We start from the raw sequence: 19,501 nt of genomic DNA, 5'->3' as shown, positions 1-19,501 counted from the left end.
CGATACTTATGTTAACCAGGCAATGAACCGCATACTTTCACTGCATTGGCCCGATAAAGCCTCGTCGTAATAAATGCCGTCGATATCCATCAACGGATGTGATGAACCTTAGCTGGTTTCTGAGATGGCACAATGTCTTTTTTAGGACATTAGTGTAGACGTTAAATTTTTGACAAAGTGCGATTTATTAATCATTCTGGTACAATATCCTCCTACCACAACCTATAATATCCCCTAGATCAAAGCTCACTTTATAATTATGTACAGTCAAATTGGGATAAGAAAAGATCTCGCCACCCTAGGATATAATAAACATCAGTCTGCTTTTTTGTGGGAAAACCAAAAATCCGTCAATAAATACCTGGCCCGGCATTTCCTCTGGGGAAGGCGCAATAACCAGCTTAATGACCTAACGGAATATGTGTTTGTGGCCTATCAAAAAGCGCTGCATGCACACTGGGCCGGTTTTATCGGCAGAATCGATGACCTCTGGCTGCAAGCCGAGCTGTCGGAGGAATACGGCGTTGATCGCCATGACGGCTTATGGTCCCCCGCCGCGCAAGGCAATATTCTGTTCCTGGATAAATGGAATATGGCGATCAACGATGCCTGGCTGCTTAGCGGCATTCATCGCCATGCCAATTTCAGACTACTGTCGCCGCTGGCGCCACAAAATCTGTGGAACGAGCAAGCGCAGTGCCATGTGGTGATAGCAAGAGAAATTCTGGGATTACTGCATTTCGGCTACCGGGCTGTCTGGCAAGCGCAAGGAATGGTGTTCACCTGTGTGGATACTGATCGGGCCAATAAGGCGGATCTGATTCGCTATGCTGAACTCATGGACATTGAAAAAGAAAAGGGACGCCCATCGATAACGCCACTCATTACTGAACCCGTCAGGGGGTTATTGCGTCAAATCAGAATGTTCAAGAAGGAACCATAATAAAACCCTCCTTTCGGCTCAACAAGAACCCCCTCCTGAAGCGGCTAAAACCATGAGCATTTTTTCTGGACCAGGCAATACCGATGTTCTTGAATTCTACCCTGACGATCGCGCAGGGGATTCCCTTCATGGTCAATAAATGGCTCACAACGGGTAGCATCACAAATCATTTTATAGTTTCTTAACTGAGAGAAATATTTTTTTACTATTTCCAGATAACCTATATGCCCACTTAAAAAACAGATTTTTCCGGATTCAGCCAATAGTTTGTCCGCGCCTCTTAACCAGATTTTTATTTGCGTTTCAGTAAAGGTCTGTGGATGAATAGACAAATACTCAAAATCTATTCTGTCAAAATGTCCTGGCGCAATCAGGTCCAGACGCATCTGTTCCCACTGCCCAAAATCCATAACCACATCCGGTTCTGACCGTTCATCCTTGTCAATCAAAACGTCATTAAGATGTTCGCGATTCATGGAGCACGGGTAACGATTTGGCAACTGGGGAGATGAAAAACCATTTTCTATTTTTCTGCCACAACCTATAACCAGTGTCTTTTTGTTTTTAATCATAGACTCAATATAAAAGTTTTGCTTTGCAGAGTGCATTTCCGCACAATCAGAGGGAGGCTGTATTGTTAGCATGATCGTCCTGTTCTGTTGGTAGATGACAGGAAATAACATCCATATTTTATTCAATGTCATTCGCAATAAATATTAATTTTAGCGATGAAAATCACTAATATCAGTCATCCTGGCATCGGAGACGGAATACTCAGAGGGGCTGAGCCTTATCCTTTTTCTGGCCAGACGTTCTGCGACGGAACTCCCTCCCATAAAATCGCGATGATTCTGTCCCTCTGTTATCCACTCTTTCCGTTTGTAGTGAAAATTAAAGGTGCGCGGGATAAACCCACTGTAGTATTCAGGGGAATACGCTGCATCAGCCCCCTGCGCCTTAAAATACTGAACGATTTCTTCGCCGATATATCTGCTGGGCTGTGAGCACCGCAGATGGCTTAATTTACCGTCGCCGCCAAAAACGGTCACGTTTAGGGATGAGATCCTGATGCCATAGTTTTCCAGACTCCGGTTGATATCCTGAAGATTCTGCCGCAGTCTTAATGACGTATCGAAATGCGCGCACAGAATATAATTATGGCTACGGGATAATGCATACAACCCCAGACAGGTTTGCACGGCTGGCATAGATAAATCCAGTCCATCCCGACTAAAAATGCCATATTGCCCCTGGTAGACTACCACTCTCATATCGCACCTCGCAATTCAATTATGCCAATAATAAAAAACGTCAACATCAAATATCATCCCATCGTATCTTGCCGTTTTTATCAACCAAACATCTACAACACCGCCTCAGTAAAGTATGCTTGCTGACAGCCAGAATTTATACCGATGACAATGAATTAAATATATCCCCAACTGTCCTTTCGCATTCGATAGCCTACATAGTATTTTTCTTCATCACCGTCCAAGAATAAAATTTTCGCCTAGCGTTCTGCTTTGCATCAGCATTTGATATCAGACCTTTTTTGGCATATAACACCACTGAATTGTAATCGCGTTTTATTGGCTGGTTACGGGTGTTCGCTCCGAATGATTACATTCCCTCGGAGTCCGTTTTACAAGATAGCACCATCATTAACTAACATCACGGATAAACCGCAGCCACATTCACCGGGGTCAGTGTAAGACACAGCGCACCATCGGTCGCAATCGGAACATTGGAATTCAATGTTTGACTGATATTCTTTCTTTTCATCTATAGCCAACCGCCAGGTAGTCTTCTTTATCACTATCGCCTCCTAATAGAATTTTTTGCCACCTGCGTTTCTATAGCTTCTGATCGGACGATTAATTCATATCACAACCTTCATTATGAGTTAATAACAAAAACTCATTGCAATTCAATGGATGTTTGTAATACTCACAGAATACATTAGTACGGTGCAATAACGAGTACCCCGCTTCCATAGAACACCCCTGCGGCAGAGTCACTGTCGGTCCAAGAAACTAGAGACTCCACATCTAAAACAGTACTAGTAACACTTGGCAAAATAACATATGAATCTCCCGTGCGATTAATATCAAGATGATGCGTCAGTGCTGCGTTAGATAATTTTATAGAACTGCCTACCAACGACAATTCCAGTGACGATTCAACTAAACAGTCTATTTTAATTTTATCACTCCGAAAAGAACCCCCTCCACCAGGGCGAGTTATGACCTCATCATGTATAAATACCAAGTCCCCACCAGAGATTGCCTGTATAGAGCATGCATCCGGCCCATCAGGAATGTCTGCAGAATAGGTAAAAGTACCACTATAATAGCTTTTATAGCTTACATCAGCATTCTCGATTGTGATATGAACGTGTGCTATACGATTATCCTGATATGTTCCAAACCATACATTGGGGAAAATAATAAAACCTATTCCAGCAGCATCTATATAGTCACCCGCTTTCCTTATCTCACCTAAATAAGGATTTTTTATTATTTTCGTTTCACTATGCCTTCCATTAGGAATATTTAAGTGATAGACTAAAACGGATATTTTTATATTTTCAGCCTTATCTAGAGGAGGGTCTCTAACGACAGGAGTGTCTTTTTCCCTAACGGGATGATCCATCAAATCAATATAGAGTGTACCATAATAAGACAGGCCCAACGGTGACCAGTTATTCCTTTCTGTTGCGACGACATCCATTTTAACACCCGCATATACATCCAAGGGGTAACATAAAATTAAAGCGTACAGCAAAGAAAATATGTTAGGCCACTTCATCATATTATACGGCGTATGCTTAATTGAATTTACAGTACTTGGCATATAACCTCCCCTATGCTTTTCACAATTTATAGCTTTCATGACATACGCATAGGAACATAAATAAAAAAATGTGATTTTAGCTTCTTATAGCATCACGGATAATAAAGCTCAAAACTTGCATTCGCCGTAAAGTGACCGGGCGTAATGCCTTTCGTCACCAATGCATCCGGCTCCACCTGCAGGCGGCGGTAAAACACCAGTTCGGTATCAGGCTCCGTCAGCGGTGAGGCGCTTTGCTCGCCAATTTTTACGCTATTCCTGGCGGCGTCTTTGAACATAATGGCGAAGCCGCCCGCCTTGCTCCCTGAATCCAGCGCAAGCGAGCCCGGGATCTTGGTGTTGGTGTGCCCGAGAAAGGTGGTTTCTACCGAGCCGGCCACTTTCCGGTTGCAGTTCAACAACCGGATGGTAAAGCGTTCATCGTCGGTTCCGCCATTGAGGTAGAGATCGCGAGTGCCTACTCCATCGAATTTCACGCTGATCAGCGCATCGTCGGGGTGCAAAGTGCAGGCCTGGGCGCGCAAGGTGCCGCTGAACGCCATATTATCCGCCGCCGCCCCACAGGCGGTCAACAGCAAGGCGGCTGCCAGCAGCCGCTGTGAGTTGGTGATTTTCATCGTTAGTAGTACTCCGCCTGCAGGTTCGCCGCTGCGGTAAATACCCCTTCATCGGGCGAGTCCGCAGGATTGGCCACAGGCACCGCCACTAATACCGGCAGGTTGGTGCTGTCTGTGACCGGAATATAGCTGCCAAAATTGACCGGCGCGCCGTTGAGCGTCATGCGGATGCCGAGGTTTTTCTCGCTGGTGAGCAAAGCCTGCGCATCCCAAACTGCGCCGGTACCGACAAACCTTAGTCGCAGCGGCCATTTCTGCCCGTCGTCGCCGCAGGTCACCCCATAGCCCACCACCTGACGATAGTTTGTGCCGTTAAGGCGGTTGATATTGATGTCGTCGCCAAAATCGACGTCGATGTCGCCGCCGCCGCCGTTATGCACCGCGCAGGCCGGGGGTAACAAGTTCCCCTCAACGGACACTACCGTTGCCGCCGAGGCGCAGCCGGTGAGCGCCGCCAGCAGGCAGGCCAGCCTCGTCAGCTTCATACGATGCTTACCACCACCGTCGCCGCTGCGGTAAACGCGCCAGTGACGTAAGGTACCGCTGTCACATTCACCGGGGTCAACGTCAGTTTCAGATCACCGTCAGCATCCATCTTGATATTAGTATTCAGCGATTGACTAACATTGTTTCTTTTCAACTGCAATTCAAACCCCTTGGCTGTGCCGTTGATCGGGATGCGATCGGCGGCCGTGCCGGCCGGGGCATTGATCCGCACATAAACGCTCTGCAGCGGGTTACGGTTGCTGCATGTCAGGGTGATCGGCACCGGTTTCACGTAGTTGGTGCCATTTATCTTATCCGTCAGGATATCGTCAAACTCCACTTGCACGGCCGCAGAGCCCAGGTCGCAGGTGGTAGGCATATGCAGAGTGCCCTTAACGCTGACGTTCACCGTCGTCGCCGCCTGAGTCAGCATCGGCGCGGCCAGCAATGAGAGCAAAATTAGTGACTTACGCATGTCTGATCCTTAATGATAATGAAGTTGAAAATCCAGGGTTGCCCGGTAGCCGCCGGGCGACAGCGGCGCGAGAGTCCGCTCAGGCGCCACGCTAAACAGCAGCGCGTTGTCGCCGGGTGATAAAAACTGCGGCGCGCTGCGCTCACCGGGACGCAGGGTATTGCCCTTCGCATCTGTCAGCCGCAGCCCGATACCGCCAGCGCCTGTGACCTGAAACAGGCCGGGGGAGGAAGCGTCTGCGGGTGCAGAGAAGGTCAACATCACCAGCGGCTGCTGCGAGCTCCACGCCAGCGTATTGTTGCGCTCATTGAGCACCACGCCCGCGGCGCGCAAACACCCCGTCAGGCGCAGCGTAAATGGCGTAGCCTCTCCTCTTTCCCCCACTCTGAGCAACTCAAAAGCGCTGGCAGTCGGCAACGTGACGGCCTGCCGACGCGACGGCATGTCCAGGCGGCAGGCGATTTCTTGCAGGGTGCCGGAGACATGCAGCTGCCCTACCGTACCGCCGATATCCTGCCCCTGGTGTTCAGCGGCGCCGGTAAATGTGGAAACCACCGACAGAACGGCCAGCCAGACGCAACCCCCCAGCCCCTTCTTCATATTTACGCCTCTTTCGCCGTACAAAGCCCGCCGCTGCAGCTAAACTTCAGCTTTGGGCGACCGCCGTAATCGTTGATATAGGTCAGCACCGGAGCGCCGCCCAGCTGCGCAGCTCCCGCTTTCAGCGGCAGCTCGCTCATCGGCGCTACCATCACCGGCTCAAAGTTATCGACATTGTGGTCAGCGCTTTTGCCCACGGCCGCAATCGTGATGTAGTATGGCGTCGGATTCATCACCACATAGCCGTCGCCATTTTTTTTCAGCGTCATTTTCAGCTGCGGGGCGGGCGCATTCGGGGGGATCGCCACTCCCTGCGGCCGGTAAAACACCTTCACACGGGTTTGCAGCGCCAGCTGCAGAGTATTGGGTTTATCGCTTTTAGGCGGCACTTCACGCAGGTTGAAGTAAAATAACGACTCGCGGTCTTGCGGCAACGCAGACGCAGCTGGCAGCGATTGGATCTTCAGCTGGCCGCGGCTATCCGGCTCCATGCGCTGCAACGGCGGCACCACCAGCAGCGGCGACTGGATCTTTTGCCCCGCCTCGTTTTCCAGCCAGCCCTGGGCCAGATAAGGGGCTTCCTTACTGTCATTGCGAATATTCAGCGTGGTCACTTTCGCACCGCCATCCACCACGATGCGGGTGCGGTCCAGCGCCACGGCAGCCATCGCCGGCAGGGTCGAGGTCATGGCGGCCAGCGCCACGGGAAGTAATGTTAAATAAGCTTTCATAATTTATCCAAATTCAAGAGGGTTCAGACTTTACAGCAGCTCCGGACACCAGACAGGGGAGCAGCAATACCGTCTCTTCAGCCACAGCAATCTGGTCAGGCAACGCAATCTCGCATCGCACCGCACCGTCCCACTGGACCCGTAGGGTCTCACCCGCTTTCATGCCGCTCAGCCAGGTGAGACCATCATCGCCGACCATGCCGGCCTGTTTCCCTTTCAGGGTTAATACCGTAGCGCCAAACGGCGGCGCTTTGCCGTCCTGCAGACGGAGCGTGGCGAGCCCTTTTTGCCCCGCCACCACGTCAAGCCGTCGATAGCCGATCGCCCCCTCCGTTAGCGTGAATTGGGCGACCGAGTCTGCGGCCTCGATATCATCGCGCAGCTTGTCGAGCGCCACGCTGGCATGCGAGCGGTTATAGCTGCTGACACCGGTGAGTACCGCCACTCCCTGTCGGTTGGTGCGGGAGCTTCTGCCCGCTCCTTTGAGCGGCACATCGGCCACGCCGTCGGTATCGACAATCAACCGGGTGCCGCCGTTGCCGCCCGCCCCATGCAGCGCCGCCCCGTGCGCAGTGAGCGTCATGCCGCCGGCCAGCCCCATGTTCGCCGCCAGCCGCGACGAAGTGCTGCCGGTGGCGCTCAGGCTGAGATCGCCGCGATCGCCTTTCTGGTTCCAGAACCCGCTGAGTTCAGAATCCTTCCGACCGGTGGTCGCGCGCACGTTATACGAATCGTTGTCTTCCGTACGGCCGGAGTACCCCAGCGACTGCGTGTGGTAATCTTTGCTCTGGTTGCCGGTATAGGAAACCGTCCCGTTTTTCCCCAACGGCAGGCTCAGCGACAGCGAGACGCCGTCGTCACTGCGCCCGTAGTAGTTCTGGCGATAGGCGCGCCCGGAAACGCTGATATTCTTAACGTCGAAAATATCGAAATAGCTGTTGAGCGACAGCTCAAAACGATCCGACGCCGGGCGATTCCAGTAGGATTGATGCGTATAGGTTAAATACGCGCTCACTCCGGAATCGGCGAATCGCTGGTTGAACGTAATGTCATAGCGTTCTTTGCTGTTGCCGCTGTAATTGCCGTATCCCTTACGCGTCGACAGAAACTCCGCCATCGAATAGAAGTCTTCTTCCGAAAAGCGGTAGCCGGCGAAGGTGACCTGGCTGTTGTATTCCTCAAACATTTTGGCGTAACTGACGCGCCAGGATTTACCTTGCCGCGTGTCAGTTGCCGTCAAACGGCTGCGGGCAACAGTAATGTCCGAAGAGATCGCACCCAGGCGGTATAAATCGCGGCCGACGCCGAGCGCCAGCGACTGATAGTCGTCACCGCCGATACCTCCGCCGTAGAGCGACCAACCGTTGGTCACCCCCCAAGAGACCTCTGCTGCGGTAAATAGCGGCCCCTCTACCACATGTTGCCAGTCGGTTGGCCGGCCGGTGAAAAGTTTGTAGCGCACTGCACCCGGCCGCGTCAGGTAAGGCAGCGAGGCGGTGGAGACCTGATAGCGGTTCACCCGACCGTCCTGTTCACGAATCTCCACATCGAGGGTGCCACTGACGGACGAATCCAGGTCCTGAATGCTAAACGGGCCGGGGGCGACCTGCGTCTGATACAGCACCCGCCCCTGCTGGCTTACCACCACCGTGGCGTTGGACTCCGCCACGCCATTCACTTCCGGCGCGTATCCCCGCAGTGAAGGCGGGAGCATTGATATGTCGGACACAAGGCTCGCACCGGCAAAACGGAAGGTGTCGAAAATATCGGATGTGAGGTAATCCTCACCCAGCGTCAGCCGGGCCTTCCAGTCCGGCAGCGCCCGGTACAGGTAATAACGAGACCAATACAGCCCTTTGCCGTTGCTGCGGTAATTGTTGTTATCCGCCAGTAGATCCCGCAGCTGCCAGTCGGCGCGCAAGCGCCAGGCGCCCCAGTTGGCGCCCGCAGTGCCGCTGCCGGTCAGCGATCGGCGCTCGCCGTAGCGATTATCCCGTGTTACGCCAGCATTCAAGCTATAGTCCAACAACATTCCCGCCACGCCGTTGTCCCAGCGGCTCGGCGGATCCCAGTTGGCGCTTACGTACTCAAGATAGATCTGCGGCACGGTAATATTCAATGCCGACTGGCCCAGATCCGCTTTTACCGTCATGCCGGGCAGCGAGTCGAACGCCAGCCCTCCATCAGGCAGCCAGTGCAGTCTTTTCAGATACGCCGGTTTCAGACCAAACTGAGCGACCACATCTTCATTCAGCAACGGTTGCGGCAGCTCGGCGTCTTTCAGCGTACGGTAAAGCACCGTATGTTCTCCCAGGCTGTAGCCGTTCACTTTAATCGCCAGCATATAGTCGCCCGGCATAATATAACCGGCGCGTGAAAACTGGCTAAGATCCATATTTTCACGATCCTGAATATCCAGAACATCAGTGTTAAACTCAAAGTCAGCGGCAAGGGCAAAAGGAACAGCGATCAGACAAGATACAATCATGCCGGCACTGACTTTACTAAGTTTCTGGAAATTCATTTCTTTATTTTCTCAATAATACTCGAGCTTATATTTAATAACGGAAAAATGATCACCCACTTGCAGCAATGCTGCGTTACCTACCAAACGCAAATTATACTTAAGCGTTTTCTCGCCGGTGGGTACCGGATGCGGCTGCATCGGTACGCCAGGGGCGGCTACATATCCCCGATCATCCTGTATCTCTATCGCCAGCCCTTTCGCATTTCCCTGCATTAAAAAATAATCACCGTCGCGAGGACCATCAAAGGTAATCTGAAATGCACTCCAGTTTTCTTTATTGCCACGTTCAGGGTTACAGTTAACAAGCTTAATTTCAAACGGATGTAGTTCACTGCCTTCATTGCGAATAACATGATCGATAGAAATATCTTTTAACCATATAGCTTGTTGATGGCTATCTGGGTGTAATGCGCAGGCTGACTCAACGACCGTTCCTCCCATCTGCACTTTGCCGTGAATGGTTCGCGCAGACTGGCCGTCCAAAGAATAAAACATCGTCAGGCACGCGGTTATACATCCAACAATCATTGACGCTGTACGCATAATATTGTTTAGTTTAAAGGGGCAATATGCCCCTTGCATTAATCGAAGCGCGAAAGATGCGAGAAATTAGTTATAATCGATTTTGAAATCGGCGGTACCGGAGAATTTACCCGTACCTACCGGCTTCAGTGTACCATCGGCGTCACCCATGGCCATCGCCTGGAAGCTCAGGGTGTTATCACCCGGGATTAATGCACGGTCAACACTTTCACCCGGCTTAATGGTAGTGCCGCCATGCTGCAGCAATACGCCGACGTTATCGACCCCGGAGACACCGAAGGTATCGCCGTGACCAGTGGCCCCACCGAAAGTGATGGTGGCATTTTTCAGTGTCGTGGTGTCGCAGTTCTTCAGGATGATATTAATGTCTTCCGGTGCGCTCATGCCCCCGCCATTCAGCGACGACTGTGAAAGCGCGCCGAAATTAATGGACTGCAGCAGATCGCCCGCTTCAACTGAGCAAGCCGAATCGACCACTTCACCTTCAAAATCAATCTTTCCACTGCTCGCCTGCGCCGCGGAAACCATCCCCAGGGAAACCATCGCTGCGAGCAGCGTTTTATTCAGTTGCATTGATTACTCCATTTTTATTCCAAATCCGACATTCAAGTTAAATTTCCCATGCGAGTCTTCACCGTATGAATGGAAGCGCCGCGTATATTGAATATCGAATTTAATGTGAGTATTTTTCGCAATAGCATGTTGCACAGTACATTTGGGTTAGTTGAACCAAGTTATTGTCGCCCGCCCCTGCCTGCACCCTAATAATATGCTATCGAAAAATATTTTTTATCACGCCGGGTTAGCCAGCGCTTGAAACTAGAATAGTGAATAGTACAAAGGTAAACTATCAGACGGCCCCACCTCTCCCGCCAGCCAACAGGAATTCTTTGGTAGGATATGGACTACACGAACTATCGACGCGGGTAACCCATCAGTGCCTGGATAAGGGAAATCCGTTCGCGCTTCTGAGCAATTTTCTTATTAATTAACTTCTTCAGCTCCTGGTCGTCGATGTGCATACTGGTCATCGACCCGGTATTGTTGCTCCGGATGATGGCAGAGTATTCAGAGATCGATCGCACTTTAACACTGCAATTGTCAAAAGCTAAACCCCTGTTATCCGTTGTTACTTATCGAAAGTCATTCCATGTTTGGCCAGTACGTAATGATTAATGAGACCGCGTTCTGTCCTAAAAGAGTCAAAACAGATAAAACAAACATGCTGTAAGGTTAAACCATGAGAAGTCTTGTGGTGTTTATCCAAATCATCTCTATATATATAAGCTTTTTTACAATAATCACAGAAAAATTCTTTTCTATGAACTACACGTTGATGCGCTATATAACTGTCTTCACAGGTGAAGCTTTTCTTGCATTGGTAGCACACATTATCTCCATAGAGTGTGCTTTTCTCCATTGGATAAGGTCCAAAGAGGTCCAGGACTTTCCTGGCGCTATCGGTCTCTTCAGCAGCCAAAATTAACTGGCGCGCCAAACTATAATAAAGCTCTTTACTTGGCTCAGCTGGAAGAAGCAGGGGTTGCTTCCAGTTTAAGAGTAAGCACTCAAGGCGCTGTGGTCCCATTTTTTCGAATTTATCAGCGAGCCATGATGTTTTTCTTTCAAGTGACATGGTATTTAATCCTTGTTTCCAACATGAACATTACGTTGCCCGATGAGCATGCAAAACACCCAAGTCGCACAATGCCTTAACCAGCCCCGGATCGAGTGGAATCATTCATTAACTAAAAAGATCCTCTTGCGGACAAAGCAACCTCTGCCGCAACGCCTCCGGCACTGCAGAAGCGGTTGCAAAGGCCACCCGCATATTCACTGGATATCCGGCTACATCCAGAGACAGGCGCGCCTCCCCCTCCCGTTTATGCTCGTCAATCTGCTCGAACAGCCTGAACCACGCCCAGCGGCCACGGAACACCCGGCTTTGGGTTTCTCCATTTTTCAGCACGATCTGCGCCTGAACCTCTCCCGTCGCTGCAGAGCCAGGCCAGTGAAAATTGACGGGGCGCAGCGGGCCGTGGGCATACCGGAGCACCTGGTCTCCGTCAGTCAGGACAAAGCTATCGATATCCGGGTGCATATTTTCCGCACTCAGACTGAAGGCCAACGCCGCTTTTTCTTTGCTTTCAGCAAACAGAAAGCGTTGTATCGGAACAACCTGGGAAAACAAACGCGAGCTCAGTTGCCCGTTCTCCGCTCTGACCATTACGCTGGCCAGCTCTCCTGCCGGGGAAAACCAGCGATTGAAATCGGCTAACAGCACCTCCTCCTGCGCCTGCGAATCGAAAGGGTAGCGATCTTCCAACGCCAGCCGACAGGCCGCCGCCAAATCCCGTTTCCAGAACCGATTTAGTCTCGCATGCTGGCGTTGCGTCAAAGCGGCCCGGCTACTGTCCAACAGCTGTTGTAATAATGGCTGCAGCAGTGGCGGCGCAGCGAGAACGCTTTCTGTCAGTGCCCCAGACGCCTTCTCCGCCACCGTCTCCCCCTCTTCAGCTATCCGTATTTCTCTTGCCGTCGCCATCAGCGCCATTTGCAGGGAAGTATTGAACGCCGGTTTTGCCAACGTGCGCCGCAAAGCATCAAAGTGGCGAGAAACGGGATCGGAAGCACGCGCCGCATGCTCTCCTTGCTGCGCCGGGGATAATTGCGTTTCCTCCGCGAGGATTGCCAGGAGAATAAACAGCGGTGACTCGTCCTGTGCCAGACGTGTTAACCATCGCCCCCAGTCATCGCCGTCTGAAGGTAGTGCAAAGGTGAGCTTGGTCGGCAAAGCCTGCCAGTAGCTAATGTAATTTGCATAATAGCGTTGCATAACACTCTCGGCCAACGCGGGCGAGAGTGTCTCTCTGAGCCCCATCACCTGATTGTCGTTAGCCACGATCTCGGGAAATTGCTGACGCATAGCTTCCAGTAACCGCTGATAGCCTTCCCGGCTATAGCTGCCGCGCAACATCCGGCTTACCTGAGGCTGATGCTCCGATCGAAAAAGCAGGTCAATCTCGCTATCGTGCTCGCCCGGCGGCATTTTCTCCTGTTCAATCCAGGCCAACAGCTGTTCGAGCAGACGATCTGGCCGCTGTTTCTGCGCCAGACGCTGCCGGTTCTGTTCGATCAACGCCTCATTAAGCCGCGCTTCGCCCGGCCGAATCTCCAGCAGCAGCTCGCGCAAATGAACCACCAACTCAGATCGCTGATCCGCACTAAGGCCCAACAGTGGATCGTGACGCCACGACTCGGCCAACCAAGCGACGGTATTTTCCTGCTGTGCCGCCGTTGCGCCGCCATTCAGCGTAAGATAAGCTGCCAACGGCACAGCAAGATTGCCGTCATTCACCGTAAGCGCCTGCTCCAGGCGATGGCGGCTATCCGTCAACAGCGCTCCCATCAGCCACTGACGATACAGCCGTCGGGTATCCTGCGCGATCTCGCGACCAACAGGCAAACGCCCGGTAAGGTTGTCATCCCGCATCTGTCTGGCGATGACCAATTGGCGGAGATACTGCGCGTCAAGATGGGCATGGCTGCGGGCAGCCTGCGGCGATTCAAAAGCGGATAACGCCTCAGCGAGGCGGGCAAGCCTCTGTCGTTCCAGCAGATAACTCCCGACGAGCACCCCGCAGAGTAGCGCCGCGACAATCCCGACGTTTATCGCAGGCGAGCGAGGAATGACGCGGCGACAGCCGCGCCACCAGCGCCATAACCGAGTATTTTTTTTAGCCGCGACCATAGCCTTCAGCAGCGTCTGATAGACCGTTGACGACGGCATCCCGGTGTCGTGCCCAGAACAAAAGTAAAGCCGTTGCATCCAGCACTGCTTCTGGCCGGGCGGTGCGGCCAGGGCCAGCTGAAGAAAGGCTTCTGTTCGCTGCGCCAACTCCGCCCATGCCACAGAAAACCCGTAAACCTGGCAGCGATTTCTGCGGTTAGGCTGTGCCTCCATCCATCCCATGATCTCCCCAGGGGAAAACGAGAACAGCCCCTGAATACGTTGCGCCAAACCCGCCGGTACCTGCGGGGAGCAGCCGGGAGGGAAAGACAGCACTGGCGACGCGTCCTGGATCGGCAATAATGCAAAACCTTCCATCTCCTCGCATCCCGCCACCACGACTTGCAACGGTAACCGGTTCCCCCAACGCCCGGCCAACTCACTCAACCTTTGACGCAGGCCTAACGCCATCGCCTGCCGCTGCGCCTCGCGCTCATTCAACAGTTGCGAGGCATCAAGGGTCAGAATCACGCCGCGCGGCGCCCGACGGCCATAGACCTCCAGCAAACACCACCACAGTGCGGCATCCTCCTCCTGCGTCTGCAGCAGCAGATTGCGCTCGACCTCAAGCAGAGCCCGGTCACCGACGATTTTAACGTACAGATCGTCGGCCTTCGCCAGCGGCTCATCCTCTGCCGGCGGATAGGTTCCCTGGTATTTCAGCATATTTAACCGCAGAAACGTGCGATCGCCCGGACCGTTTGTGATCTGGTGAGCCATTACCACATTGTGCAGCTGCTGCTCACGAGGTGATACTGAGGCAAAGGGAGCTGGGACTGCCCATTTGTTTTTCAGCCAGCTGCCGATCCTTCCGATCAAAATCAGTAAGAATCCCGTGCCAAGAAAGGCGTAAAACAATCGCCACGGAGTTGCCGTCAGCTGAGTCCATTGTCCCGTCAGCCAGGATTGCATCGCCCAGCCAGCCGGTAGCAACAACGCGACGACAAAATACTTAAGAAAATGTAAAACACGCAGCAACATAGACCGTACTCCTGGTCAGGAAAATCATCGACTCACGTCAGGCGGAGGAAGATTCAAAGGGTGTGATATAAATTTCAACACGGCGATTGCGCGCCCGATTGTCCGCACTATCGTTGGCCACCAGGGGGTCTTTGTCGCCACGGCCCTCTGCGCTAACTGAAAACGACGGCGATGCCGTCGGCAAATTCATCGCGTCCATCACGGCCAGGGCCCTGGCCAGGGAGAGTGACTCGTTGTCCGGCCATCTGCTGCCTGCCGCGACATTATCGCTATGGCCAACAATACGCAGCCTGACAGGAAGATGACGCACGCGATCCGCCAGGCGCTGCAACACCAACCGCTGTCGGGCTGAGAGATCGGCATGGCCACTGGCAAAGAATGCTCCGCCGCTGAGGAGTAAGCGTACCCCGTTATCCTCCGCGTCCAACTGCAACGCGCCGCTGCGGATCTCGGCAGCCAGCGCGACGGAAAGGCCTTGTATCCAGTCTTGCGCCCCGACGCTGGCCAGAGCGTTATCCAGGCGTCGTTGCTGCTGCTCATACTCCGATAACAGGCTTCCTCCACCCGCCAGCGCCGCACTCAACATCATCAGGCCTAACCCGGTTCCCCAACCCCATGCGTGATGCCAACGCAAGGCGGGCGCCTTGCAGGGCGTTAGCGGCGAAAGTACGGTAATTTGCTGATAGAGTCGCCGCCGGATCGTCGTCAGCTGCGCCAGCCCCTCGTCCCGGAGCCGATACTTTCCTTCCAGCCCCAGCGCCAGGCAAAGATAGAACACCTCAGCCAGCCCGGCGCGGTGTCGGCTCTCCTCCTCTTCCAGTTTCGTCAGCAATGAGAAGAAACGCTCCCCACCCAGATTTTCACCGTAAAAATGGAGCAACAGGCTCTTTCTGGCCCAGACACCACCACCCCAGGGCGTATCGCAGATCGTCTCATCGAGCAAGGTGCAGAGTGCGTAACGCGCCCTGTCCCAATCAGCTTTCACGATCCCGGCGTCTCGCACCCGTTGCGCGACCGTCTCGAAACGCACAATTAGCGCTGCCCGCAACGCTTCTACGTCGGGCGCCTGTCGTAACGTACGCAGCCTGGCCGTCTCGTGGAAAAACTCTTCGGTAAGGTGAGGCAGAGAAGGTAAGGCGGAAGGCTCTCTCCGTCGCCACAGGCGACTCATCCATCTCATCCTTCCCCCTCAGCCAACGCCCACAGCATCAGCTTGCCTTCGGGAAACTCCCCGGCGATATGAATGGCCAGCCCCCCCGCCGCGGTTAACCCGGTGCCGATGGCCCGCGCCTCATCCAGCAGGAAGTACTGATAGCCATTAAAATGCGGAATGTCTTTCGGCAATGTTTGCACCGGGGTGACCGACGCGCCAGGCAGTTGCAAGTTAACCATGTCCCTGATGCTGTCGCCGGCCCCCACTTTAATCCGGGCGGGAAGTTCATCGCGCAATACGTCGGCCGGTAAAGCGGCTTTCACAGCCAGGATCAGCGTCGCCGAACGCAGTAAAGCCATATCAGTTATTTGGGTATAATAAATGCCGAACTCACCTTGTCTGAGCGTTAACTCAAACACAGTTGGGTTGACTACGCGGGTTAACAGGTGCTGCAAGAGATCAAAAAGCGGTGCGAACGAGCGTTCCGGCTGCCGGTGGCTATAGTCGGGCAGGGGCTGAGCGTCTTGCGCAGCGTACATCTGCCATTCTCCGGCCAACGCCAGCAATTCGCGGAACAGGGTTTCCGGGTGGGTCTCTTCCTGGCGGCTGAGATGGGTCAGTAACGCCAGGGCGCGCCCTACCGACAGCAAGAACAGTAAATAACCGGCCCCCTCGCGGGTTTCGCTGCCTGCTAACGCATTTTTTTGCCGTAACTGGTGTTGCCTCTGGTGCAAACGCCCGACAAAATCATCCATGCTGCGCGCCAGTCGCGGCGAGCAGCGATAGTGAAGCACGGGGGGAATACAGCCTTCATCCAGCACAATGCCACCGTCAGGTCGTATCGCCTCTATCCGTGCTACCGTTAAAAAACAGTGCGAGTGTCGGACTTGCTCTTCGCAGGCGAGCAGCATATTCAGTTCACCCAACTGCATCAGGATCGCCTCGCCTTCCGGTGTAATGCGATCGACGACTGTTTTCTCCACCGTATGATAACGGGCGAGTGACGGCGACGAGCTCATTGGCCGGCTTTCCATTACATCTCGCCCCGTCAGGGGCAACGCCAGCACCAACGTTTTGCCCACCCACTCTTCACCGATCCGTAACGCCGTTAAAGGCGTGAGGCGTTCGGCCAGATCAAAAGCGGTGCCATCCGGCATCATGCCGGCGCACTCGCTCAGCACAACTACGCCCAGCTTTAACTGAGCCGAATCGATGCGCAAACGGGTAAATCCCCACTGGTGCGGTTGCCAACGCCGGGAGGCATCCAGCTGCGCCTGCCAATACCTGTCTTGTTGCTGGAAATGGTGCGGCTGTAAAAACATTCCTTCGCACCAAATTACCTTGCATTGAGTATCCATTGTTTTCACTACCTGAATAATGACCGTTCACTCACTCGTTAAGGTCGTCCAGCGCCACCGACTGACGCGAAATCCGCACCCCCAACGGCACCGTTCTGTCACGGCTTATAGGCCAGAGTCGATGCCAGCGCCCTTCGGTCAGATCGCGAAACTCCGCCAACACGGCGATATAGCGCCCCTCATCGGACGGCGATAATGTGATGTCCGTCGACTCTCCCGGGCGCAGCATCAACGAACGCCGGGCAAGCACGCCCAACGCTGGAGATTGCGACGCTCCCTCGACAAGGGAGAAAAAATCCGCGTGTCGTAAGGCCTCATCGTCAGACAACGTGAGCAGCCAGATCCGAACCGGCGAGGGACGTCCCGTGATGTCCGGATTGACGTCCTGGGCCGCGTTCAGCCGGAATGAATAGGCTCTCGGGTTATCAACACCGCCCTGACAGCCGCTCAACAAAAAAACGCCCGCCAGAATCAGGATGACTCCCCCGATGCTTGTCCGCCATTTAATGACTGCCATCGTCTGCCTCCCGGGCCTGTTGCGGCGTCACAGTGCTCGGGGCGTCGGCCGATACAGCTTTTCCACCGCCGCCGCTGTTGATATTCACCAGGCCGCTCGCTTTGATATTGATGAGCACACCGTCGATGGAAACCCCTTCTGAGCCCAGAACAAGCGTGCTGGAACCCGCCTTTAAGGTCAGCCGCGCCCCCGCTTCGAGGGTCAGATGACTTTGGCTTTTGACATCCACCTTGTCGGCGCTCAACGCCAGCTTTCCGTCGATCTTACAGGCCCCGTGACCGCCTATTTGTAGGGAAAAGTCGCTTCCTATCCGCTGAATTTTCTTTCCTTCCACCCGACCATGCGCATCGCCACCGATGTCGATAAACTGCGACTCGCTCACCCGCAGGTGGTGTTCATTACCCACCGACTCCAGCGCATCATGGGCGACAGAGACCGCTTTATTCCGCCCCGCGCGCAGCAACAACTGCTCGGCGCCGGCTTTATCGTCAAAACGCAGTTCGTTGAAAACGGCGTCATCCCCCAGCGATCGAGAGCGAAAACCGCTGCGCGATCCCTGTTCCGGCAGCATATATGGGGGCATCATCCCGGCGTTGTATACACTGCCGGTCACCAGCGGCCTGTCCGGATCACCGTTCAGAAAAGTCACCACCACCTCCTGTCCGGGGCGGGGCAAAAAAAGGCTGCCCCAACGATCCCCTGCTACTGGCTGCGCGACACGCACCCAGCACGAACAGGCTTCATGGGTATTCTCCCCACTGTCCCAGTGAAATTGCAGTTTGATCCGGCCGTAGCTGTCGATCCATTGTTTCTCGCCCGCTTTGCCCACCACCAGCGCCGTCTGACAACCCGCAATGATCGGCCTCGGCGTTACGCGCGGCGGGCGAAAGATCTCCCCCTCTTTTTGCACCACCATCTGGCTGTGGAACCGGCCATTGCAGGCGCCCGACGCCGAGAGTTCCGTTTGCAACCGAGGCGCGGTTTCCAGGATCATATAGTTGCCCTGTTCACTCACTTCGGCATGTTCTTTGAGCGTCATCATGCCCCCGGCGAAAACGGCAGGCATGCGGGTCTCGGCAAGGCATCGCTTCGCCCCGGTTTGCAACGACTCACTCCTCAACCGGGCCACGTTCTGCGCCGCGCTCTTGCTGGCGGCTCTGGAGGGATAATCCAACCAGAGGCGAGTACCCTCACCGACCTGAGCATGCTGAAGCCCGGCTTCCCGGCTCATGGCTTTGGTATACTCAAAGTCACATGCGGCGGCCGTACTGAAACGCCACTGCTCCAGAGACTGCCAACTGTGCAAGGTATTGACACCACCCTGATCCGTCGGAAACCAAACCATGGCGTCCCCTCCTTCGACAGCGGGATGCGCCGCCGCCGAATCGGCGATCACCAGATGATGCTCGTCCGCCTCATGACGGAAAAAGTAATACAGCCCATTCTCTTCCAATAAGCGGCAGATAAATTGCGCATCGCTTTCCAGATACTGGACGCAATAGTCCAGAGACGCGTAACCCGCCTGACATTGCCAGTCAACGGCGACATCGGCGGGCAGCAGCTGCTTGATAATGTCGATAATCGACTTCCCTTGAAAAATCCTGCACTGTCGGTTGAAAGATAAAAACCACAGGGCCGGGCGCAGGGTAAAACGGTAGCGAAAGTAACGCCCTTCAGGCCCTTGCCCTGCACATTCGGCGATGCGGCCATGAAAACAGCGCAGACTCCCTCCCTCGCCGCTCACCTGCACAGCCAGGCGCTCACCGGGCATCGAGGAAAGGTCGAGACCCCCTGTAGCCAGCAAGATCTCAATCTGAAAACTAAAGAACTGGCTTATGCCCTCCTGCCCGCTCAGGCTACAAACCTGCGCCTGCGCCAATGCGGCTGGCGCATTGCGCAAAACGGCGCTGATACTTCCCATCTGCAT

18 protein-coding genes are annotated in these 19,501 nt (G+C 53.9%); 1 reads left to right on the top strand and 17 read right to left on the bottom strand.

Annotated elements, in window-relative coordinates; all coding sequences use genetic code 11:
* Nucleotides 1–259 precede the first annotated feature (259 nt).
* Nucleotides 260–943, top strand: coding sequence for a hypothetical protein (locus HED65_RS19605; protein ID WP_147279811.1), 684 nt, complete (start codon nucleotides 260–262; stop codon nucleotides 941–943).
* Nucleotides 944–987: 44 nt separating this feature from the next.
* Here HED65_RS19605 and HED65_RS19600 read toward each other — a convergent pair whose 3' ends face one another.
* The 17 genes from HED65_RS19600 to HED65_RS19520 form a co-directional block, all read right to left on the bottom strand.
* Nucleotides 988–1,587, bottom strand: coding sequence for a hypothetical protein (locus tag HED65_RS19600; RefSeq protein WP_114979821.1), 600 nt, complete (start codon nucleotides 1,585–1,587; stop codon nucleotides 988–990).
* Between the two features lie 78 nt (nucleotides 1,588–1,665).
* The gene (locus HED65_RS19595) at nucleotides 1,666–2,151 is read right to left on the bottom strand and encodes a hypothetical protein (protein WP_223256843.1); all 486 of its coding nucleotides are present in this window, start codon (nucleotides 2,149–2,151) and stop codon (nucleotides 1,666–1,668) included.
* 751 nt (nucleotides 2,152–2,902) lie between these two features.
* Nucleotides 2,903–3,796 carry a hypothetical protein gene (locus tag HED65_RS19590; protein ID WP_114979819.1) on the bottom strand — a complete coding sequence of 298 codons (894 nt, stop codon included), beginning with the start codon at nucleotides 3,794–3,796 and terminating at the stop codon, nucleotides 2,903–2,905.
* 92 nt (nucleotides 3,797–3,888) lie between these two features.
* A complete protein-coding gene (locus tag HED65_RS19585) occupies nucleotides 3,889–4,413 on the bottom strand; it encodes a fimbrial protein (protein WP_114979818.1) in 525 nt (174 codons plus the stop codon).
* Between the two features lie 2 nt (nucleotides 4,414–4,415).
* Nucleotides 4,416–4,898: a fimbrial protein gene (locus tag HED65_RS19580; RefSeq protein ID WP_114979817.1), complete on the bottom strand. Its 483-nt coding sequence runs from the start codon at nucleotides 4,896–4,898 to the stop codon at nucleotides 4,416–4,418.
* Nucleotides 4,895–5,374, bottom strand: a complete 480-nt coding sequence (locus tag HED65_RS19575) for a fimbrial protein (RefSeq protein ID WP_114979816.1) — start codon at nucleotides 5,372–5,374, stop codon at nucleotides 4,895–4,897. The genes HED65_RS19580 and HED65_RS19575 overlap by 4 nt, the downstream gene beginning before the upstream one ends.
* A 9-nt stretch (nucleotides 5,375–5,383) precedes the next feature.
* Nucleotides 5,384–5,998, bottom strand: a complete 615-nt coding sequence (locus tag HED65_RS19570; protein ID WP_147279810.1) for a fimbrial protein — start codon at nucleotides 5,996–5,998, stop codon at nucleotides 5,384–5,386.
* A complete protein-coding gene (locus tag HED65_RS19565) occupies nucleotides 5,977–6,705 on the bottom strand; it encodes a fimbria/pilus periplasmic chaperone (protein ID WP_114979814.1) in 729 nt (242 codons plus the stop codon). Before HED65_RS19565 ends, HED65_RS19570 begins: the two co-directional genes overlap by 22 nt.
* 13 nt (nucleotides 6,706–6,718) lie before the next feature.
* A complete protein-coding gene (locus HED65_RS19560; protein WP_114979813.1) occupies nucleotides 6,719–9,229 on the bottom strand; it encodes a fimbria/pilus outer membrane usher protein in 2,511 nt (836 codons plus the stop codon).
* 12 nt (nucleotides 9,230–9,241) lie between these two features.
* Nucleotides 9,242–9,727 carry a fimbrial protein gene (locus tag HED65_RS19555; RefSeq protein WP_147279809.1) on the bottom strand — a complete coding sequence of 162 codons (486 nt, stop codon included), beginning with the start codon at nucleotides 9,725–9,727 and terminating at the stop codon, nucleotides 9,242–9,244.
* Nucleotides 9,728–9,841: 114 nt separating this feature from the next.
* On the bottom strand, nucleotides 9,842–10,348 hold the full coding sequence (locus tag HED65_RS19550) for a fimbrial protein (protein WP_114979811.1): 507 nt from the start codon (nucleotides 10,346–10,348) through the stop codon (nucleotides 9,842–9,844).
* A 556-nt stretch (nucleotides 10,349–10,904) separates the two neighbouring features.
* On the bottom strand, nucleotides 10,905–11,411 hold the full coding sequence (locus tag HED65_RS19545) for a C2H2-type zinc finger protein (RefSeq protein ID WP_114979810.1): 507 nt from the start codon (nucleotides 11,409–11,411) through the stop codon (nucleotides 10,905–10,907).
* A 108-nt stretch (nucleotides 11,412–11,519) separates the two neighbouring features.
* The gene (locus HED65_RS19540) at nucleotides 11,520–14,285 is read right to left on the bottom strand and encodes an ImcF-related family protein (protein WP_168112418.1); all 2,766 of its coding nucleotides are present in this window, start codon (nucleotides 14,283–14,285) and stop codon (nucleotides 11,520–11,522) included.
* Nucleotides 14,286–14,583: 298 nt separating this feature from the next.
* Nucleotides 14,584–15,726, bottom strand: a complete 1,143-nt coding sequence (icmH, locus tag HED65_RS19535; RefSeq protein ID WP_114979808.1) for a type IVB secretion system protein IcmH/DotU — start codon at nucleotides 15,724–15,726, stop codon at nucleotides 14,584–14,586.
* Entirely contained in the window at nucleotides 15,723–17,057 is a 1,335-nt protein-coding gene (tssK, locus tag HED65_RS19530; protein ID WP_114979807.1) for a type VI secretion system baseplate subunit TssK, read from the bottom strand. Before tssK ends, icmH begins: the two co-directional genes overlap by 4 nt.
* A gap of 31 nt (nucleotides 17,058–17,088) precedes the next feature.
* Nucleotides 17,089–17,574 (bottom strand): type VI secretion system lipoprotein TssJ, encoded by a 486-nt coding sequence (gene tssJ / locus HED65_RS19525; RefSeq protein ID WP_114979806.1) that lies wholly within the window; start codon nucleotides 17,572–17,574, stop codon nucleotides 17,089–17,091.
* Nucleotides 17,561–19,495 carry a type VI secretion system Vgr family protein gene (locus HED65_RS19520; RefSeq protein WP_168112416.1) on the bottom strand — a complete coding sequence of 645 codons (1,935 nt, stop codon included), beginning with the start codon at nucleotides 19,493–19,495 and terminating at the stop codon, nucleotides 17,561–17,563. The genes tssJ and HED65_RS19520 overlap by 14 nt, the downstream gene beginning before the upstream one ends.
* Between the last annotated feature and the right edge of the window lie 6 nt (nucleotides 19,496–19,501).

The organism is Pantoea sp. LS15, assembly GCF_012241585.1.
GTDB lineage: Bacteria > Pseudomonadota > Gammaproteobacteria > Enterobacterales > Enterobacteriaceae > Enterobacter.
Note: the sequence above shows the minus strand (reverse complement) of the source record. Positions and strands in the feature narration are given on the sequence as shown.

Excerpts from the sequence above, each read along its gene's own strand:
- HED65_RS19590 (WP_114979819.1), bottom strand. The coding sequence starts at position 3,796 with ATGCCAAGTACTGTAAATTCAATTAAGCATACGCCGTATAATATGATG.
- HED65_RS19555 (WP_147279809.1), bottom strand. The coding sequence starts at position 9,727 with ATGTTTTATTCTTTGGACGGCCAGTCTGCGCGAACCATTCACGGCAAA.
- tssK (WP_114979807.1), bottom strand. The coding sequence starts at position 17,057 with ATGGATACTCAATGCAAGGTAATTTGGTGCGAAGGAATGTTTTTACAG.
- HED65_RS19520 (WP_168112416.1), bottom strand. The coding sequence starts at position 19,495 with ATGGGAAGTATCAGCGCCGTTTTGCGCAATGCGCCAGCCGCATTGGCG.
- HED65_RS19540 (WP_168112418.1), bottom strand. The coding sequence starts at position 14,285 with ATGGCTCACCAGATCACAAACGGTCCGGGCGATCGCACGTTTCTGCGG.
- HED65_RS19605 (WP_147279811.1), top strand. The coding sequence starts at position 260 with ATGTACAGTCAAATTGGGATAAGAAAAGATCTCGCCACCCTAGGATAT.
- HED65_RS19585 (WP_114979818.1), bottom strand. The coding sequence starts at position 4,413 with ATGAAAATCACCAACTCACAGCGGCTGCTGGCAGCCGCCTTGCTGTTG.
- tssJ (WP_114979806.1), bottom strand. The coding sequence starts at position 17,574 with ATGGCAGTCATTAAATGGCGGACAAGCATCGGGGGAGTCATCCTGATT.
- HED65_RS19600 (WP_114979821.1), bottom strand. The coding sequence starts at position 1,587 with ATGCTAACAATACAGCCTCCCTCTGATTGTGCGGAAATGCACTCTGCA.
- HED65_RS19560 (WP_114979813.1), bottom strand. The coding sequence starts at position 9,229 with ATGAATTTCCAGAAACTTAGTAAAGTCAGTGCCGGCATGATTGTATCT.
- HED65_RS19550 (WP_114979811.1), bottom strand. The coding sequence starts at position 10,348 with ATGCAACTGAATAAAACGCTGCTCGCAGCGATGGTTTCCCTGGGGATG.
- HED65_RS19565 (WP_114979814.1), bottom strand. The coding sequence starts at position 6,705 with ATGAAAGCTTATTTAACATTACTTCCCGTGGCGCTGGCCGCCATGACC.
- HED65_RS19575 (WP_114979816.1), bottom strand. The coding sequence starts at position 5,374 with ATGCGTAAGTCACTAATTTTGCTCTCATTGCTGGCCGCGCCGATGCTG.
- HED65_RS19595 (WP_223256843.1), bottom strand. The coding sequence starts at position 2,151 with ATGCCAGCCGTGCAAACCTGTCTGGGGTTGTATGCATTATCCCGTAGC.
- HED65_RS19545 (WP_114979810.1), bottom strand. The coding sequence starts at position 11,411 with ATGTCACTTGAAAGAAAAACATCATGGCTCGCTGATAAATTCGAAAAA.
- icmH (WP_114979808.1), bottom strand. The coding sequence starts at position 15,726 with ATGAGATGGATGAGTCGCCTGTGGCGACGGAGAGAGCCTTCCGCCTTA.
- HED65_RS19580 (WP_114979817.1), bottom strand. The coding sequence starts at position 4,898 with ATGAAGCTGACGAGGCTGGCCTGCCTGCTGGCGGCGCTCACCGGCTGC.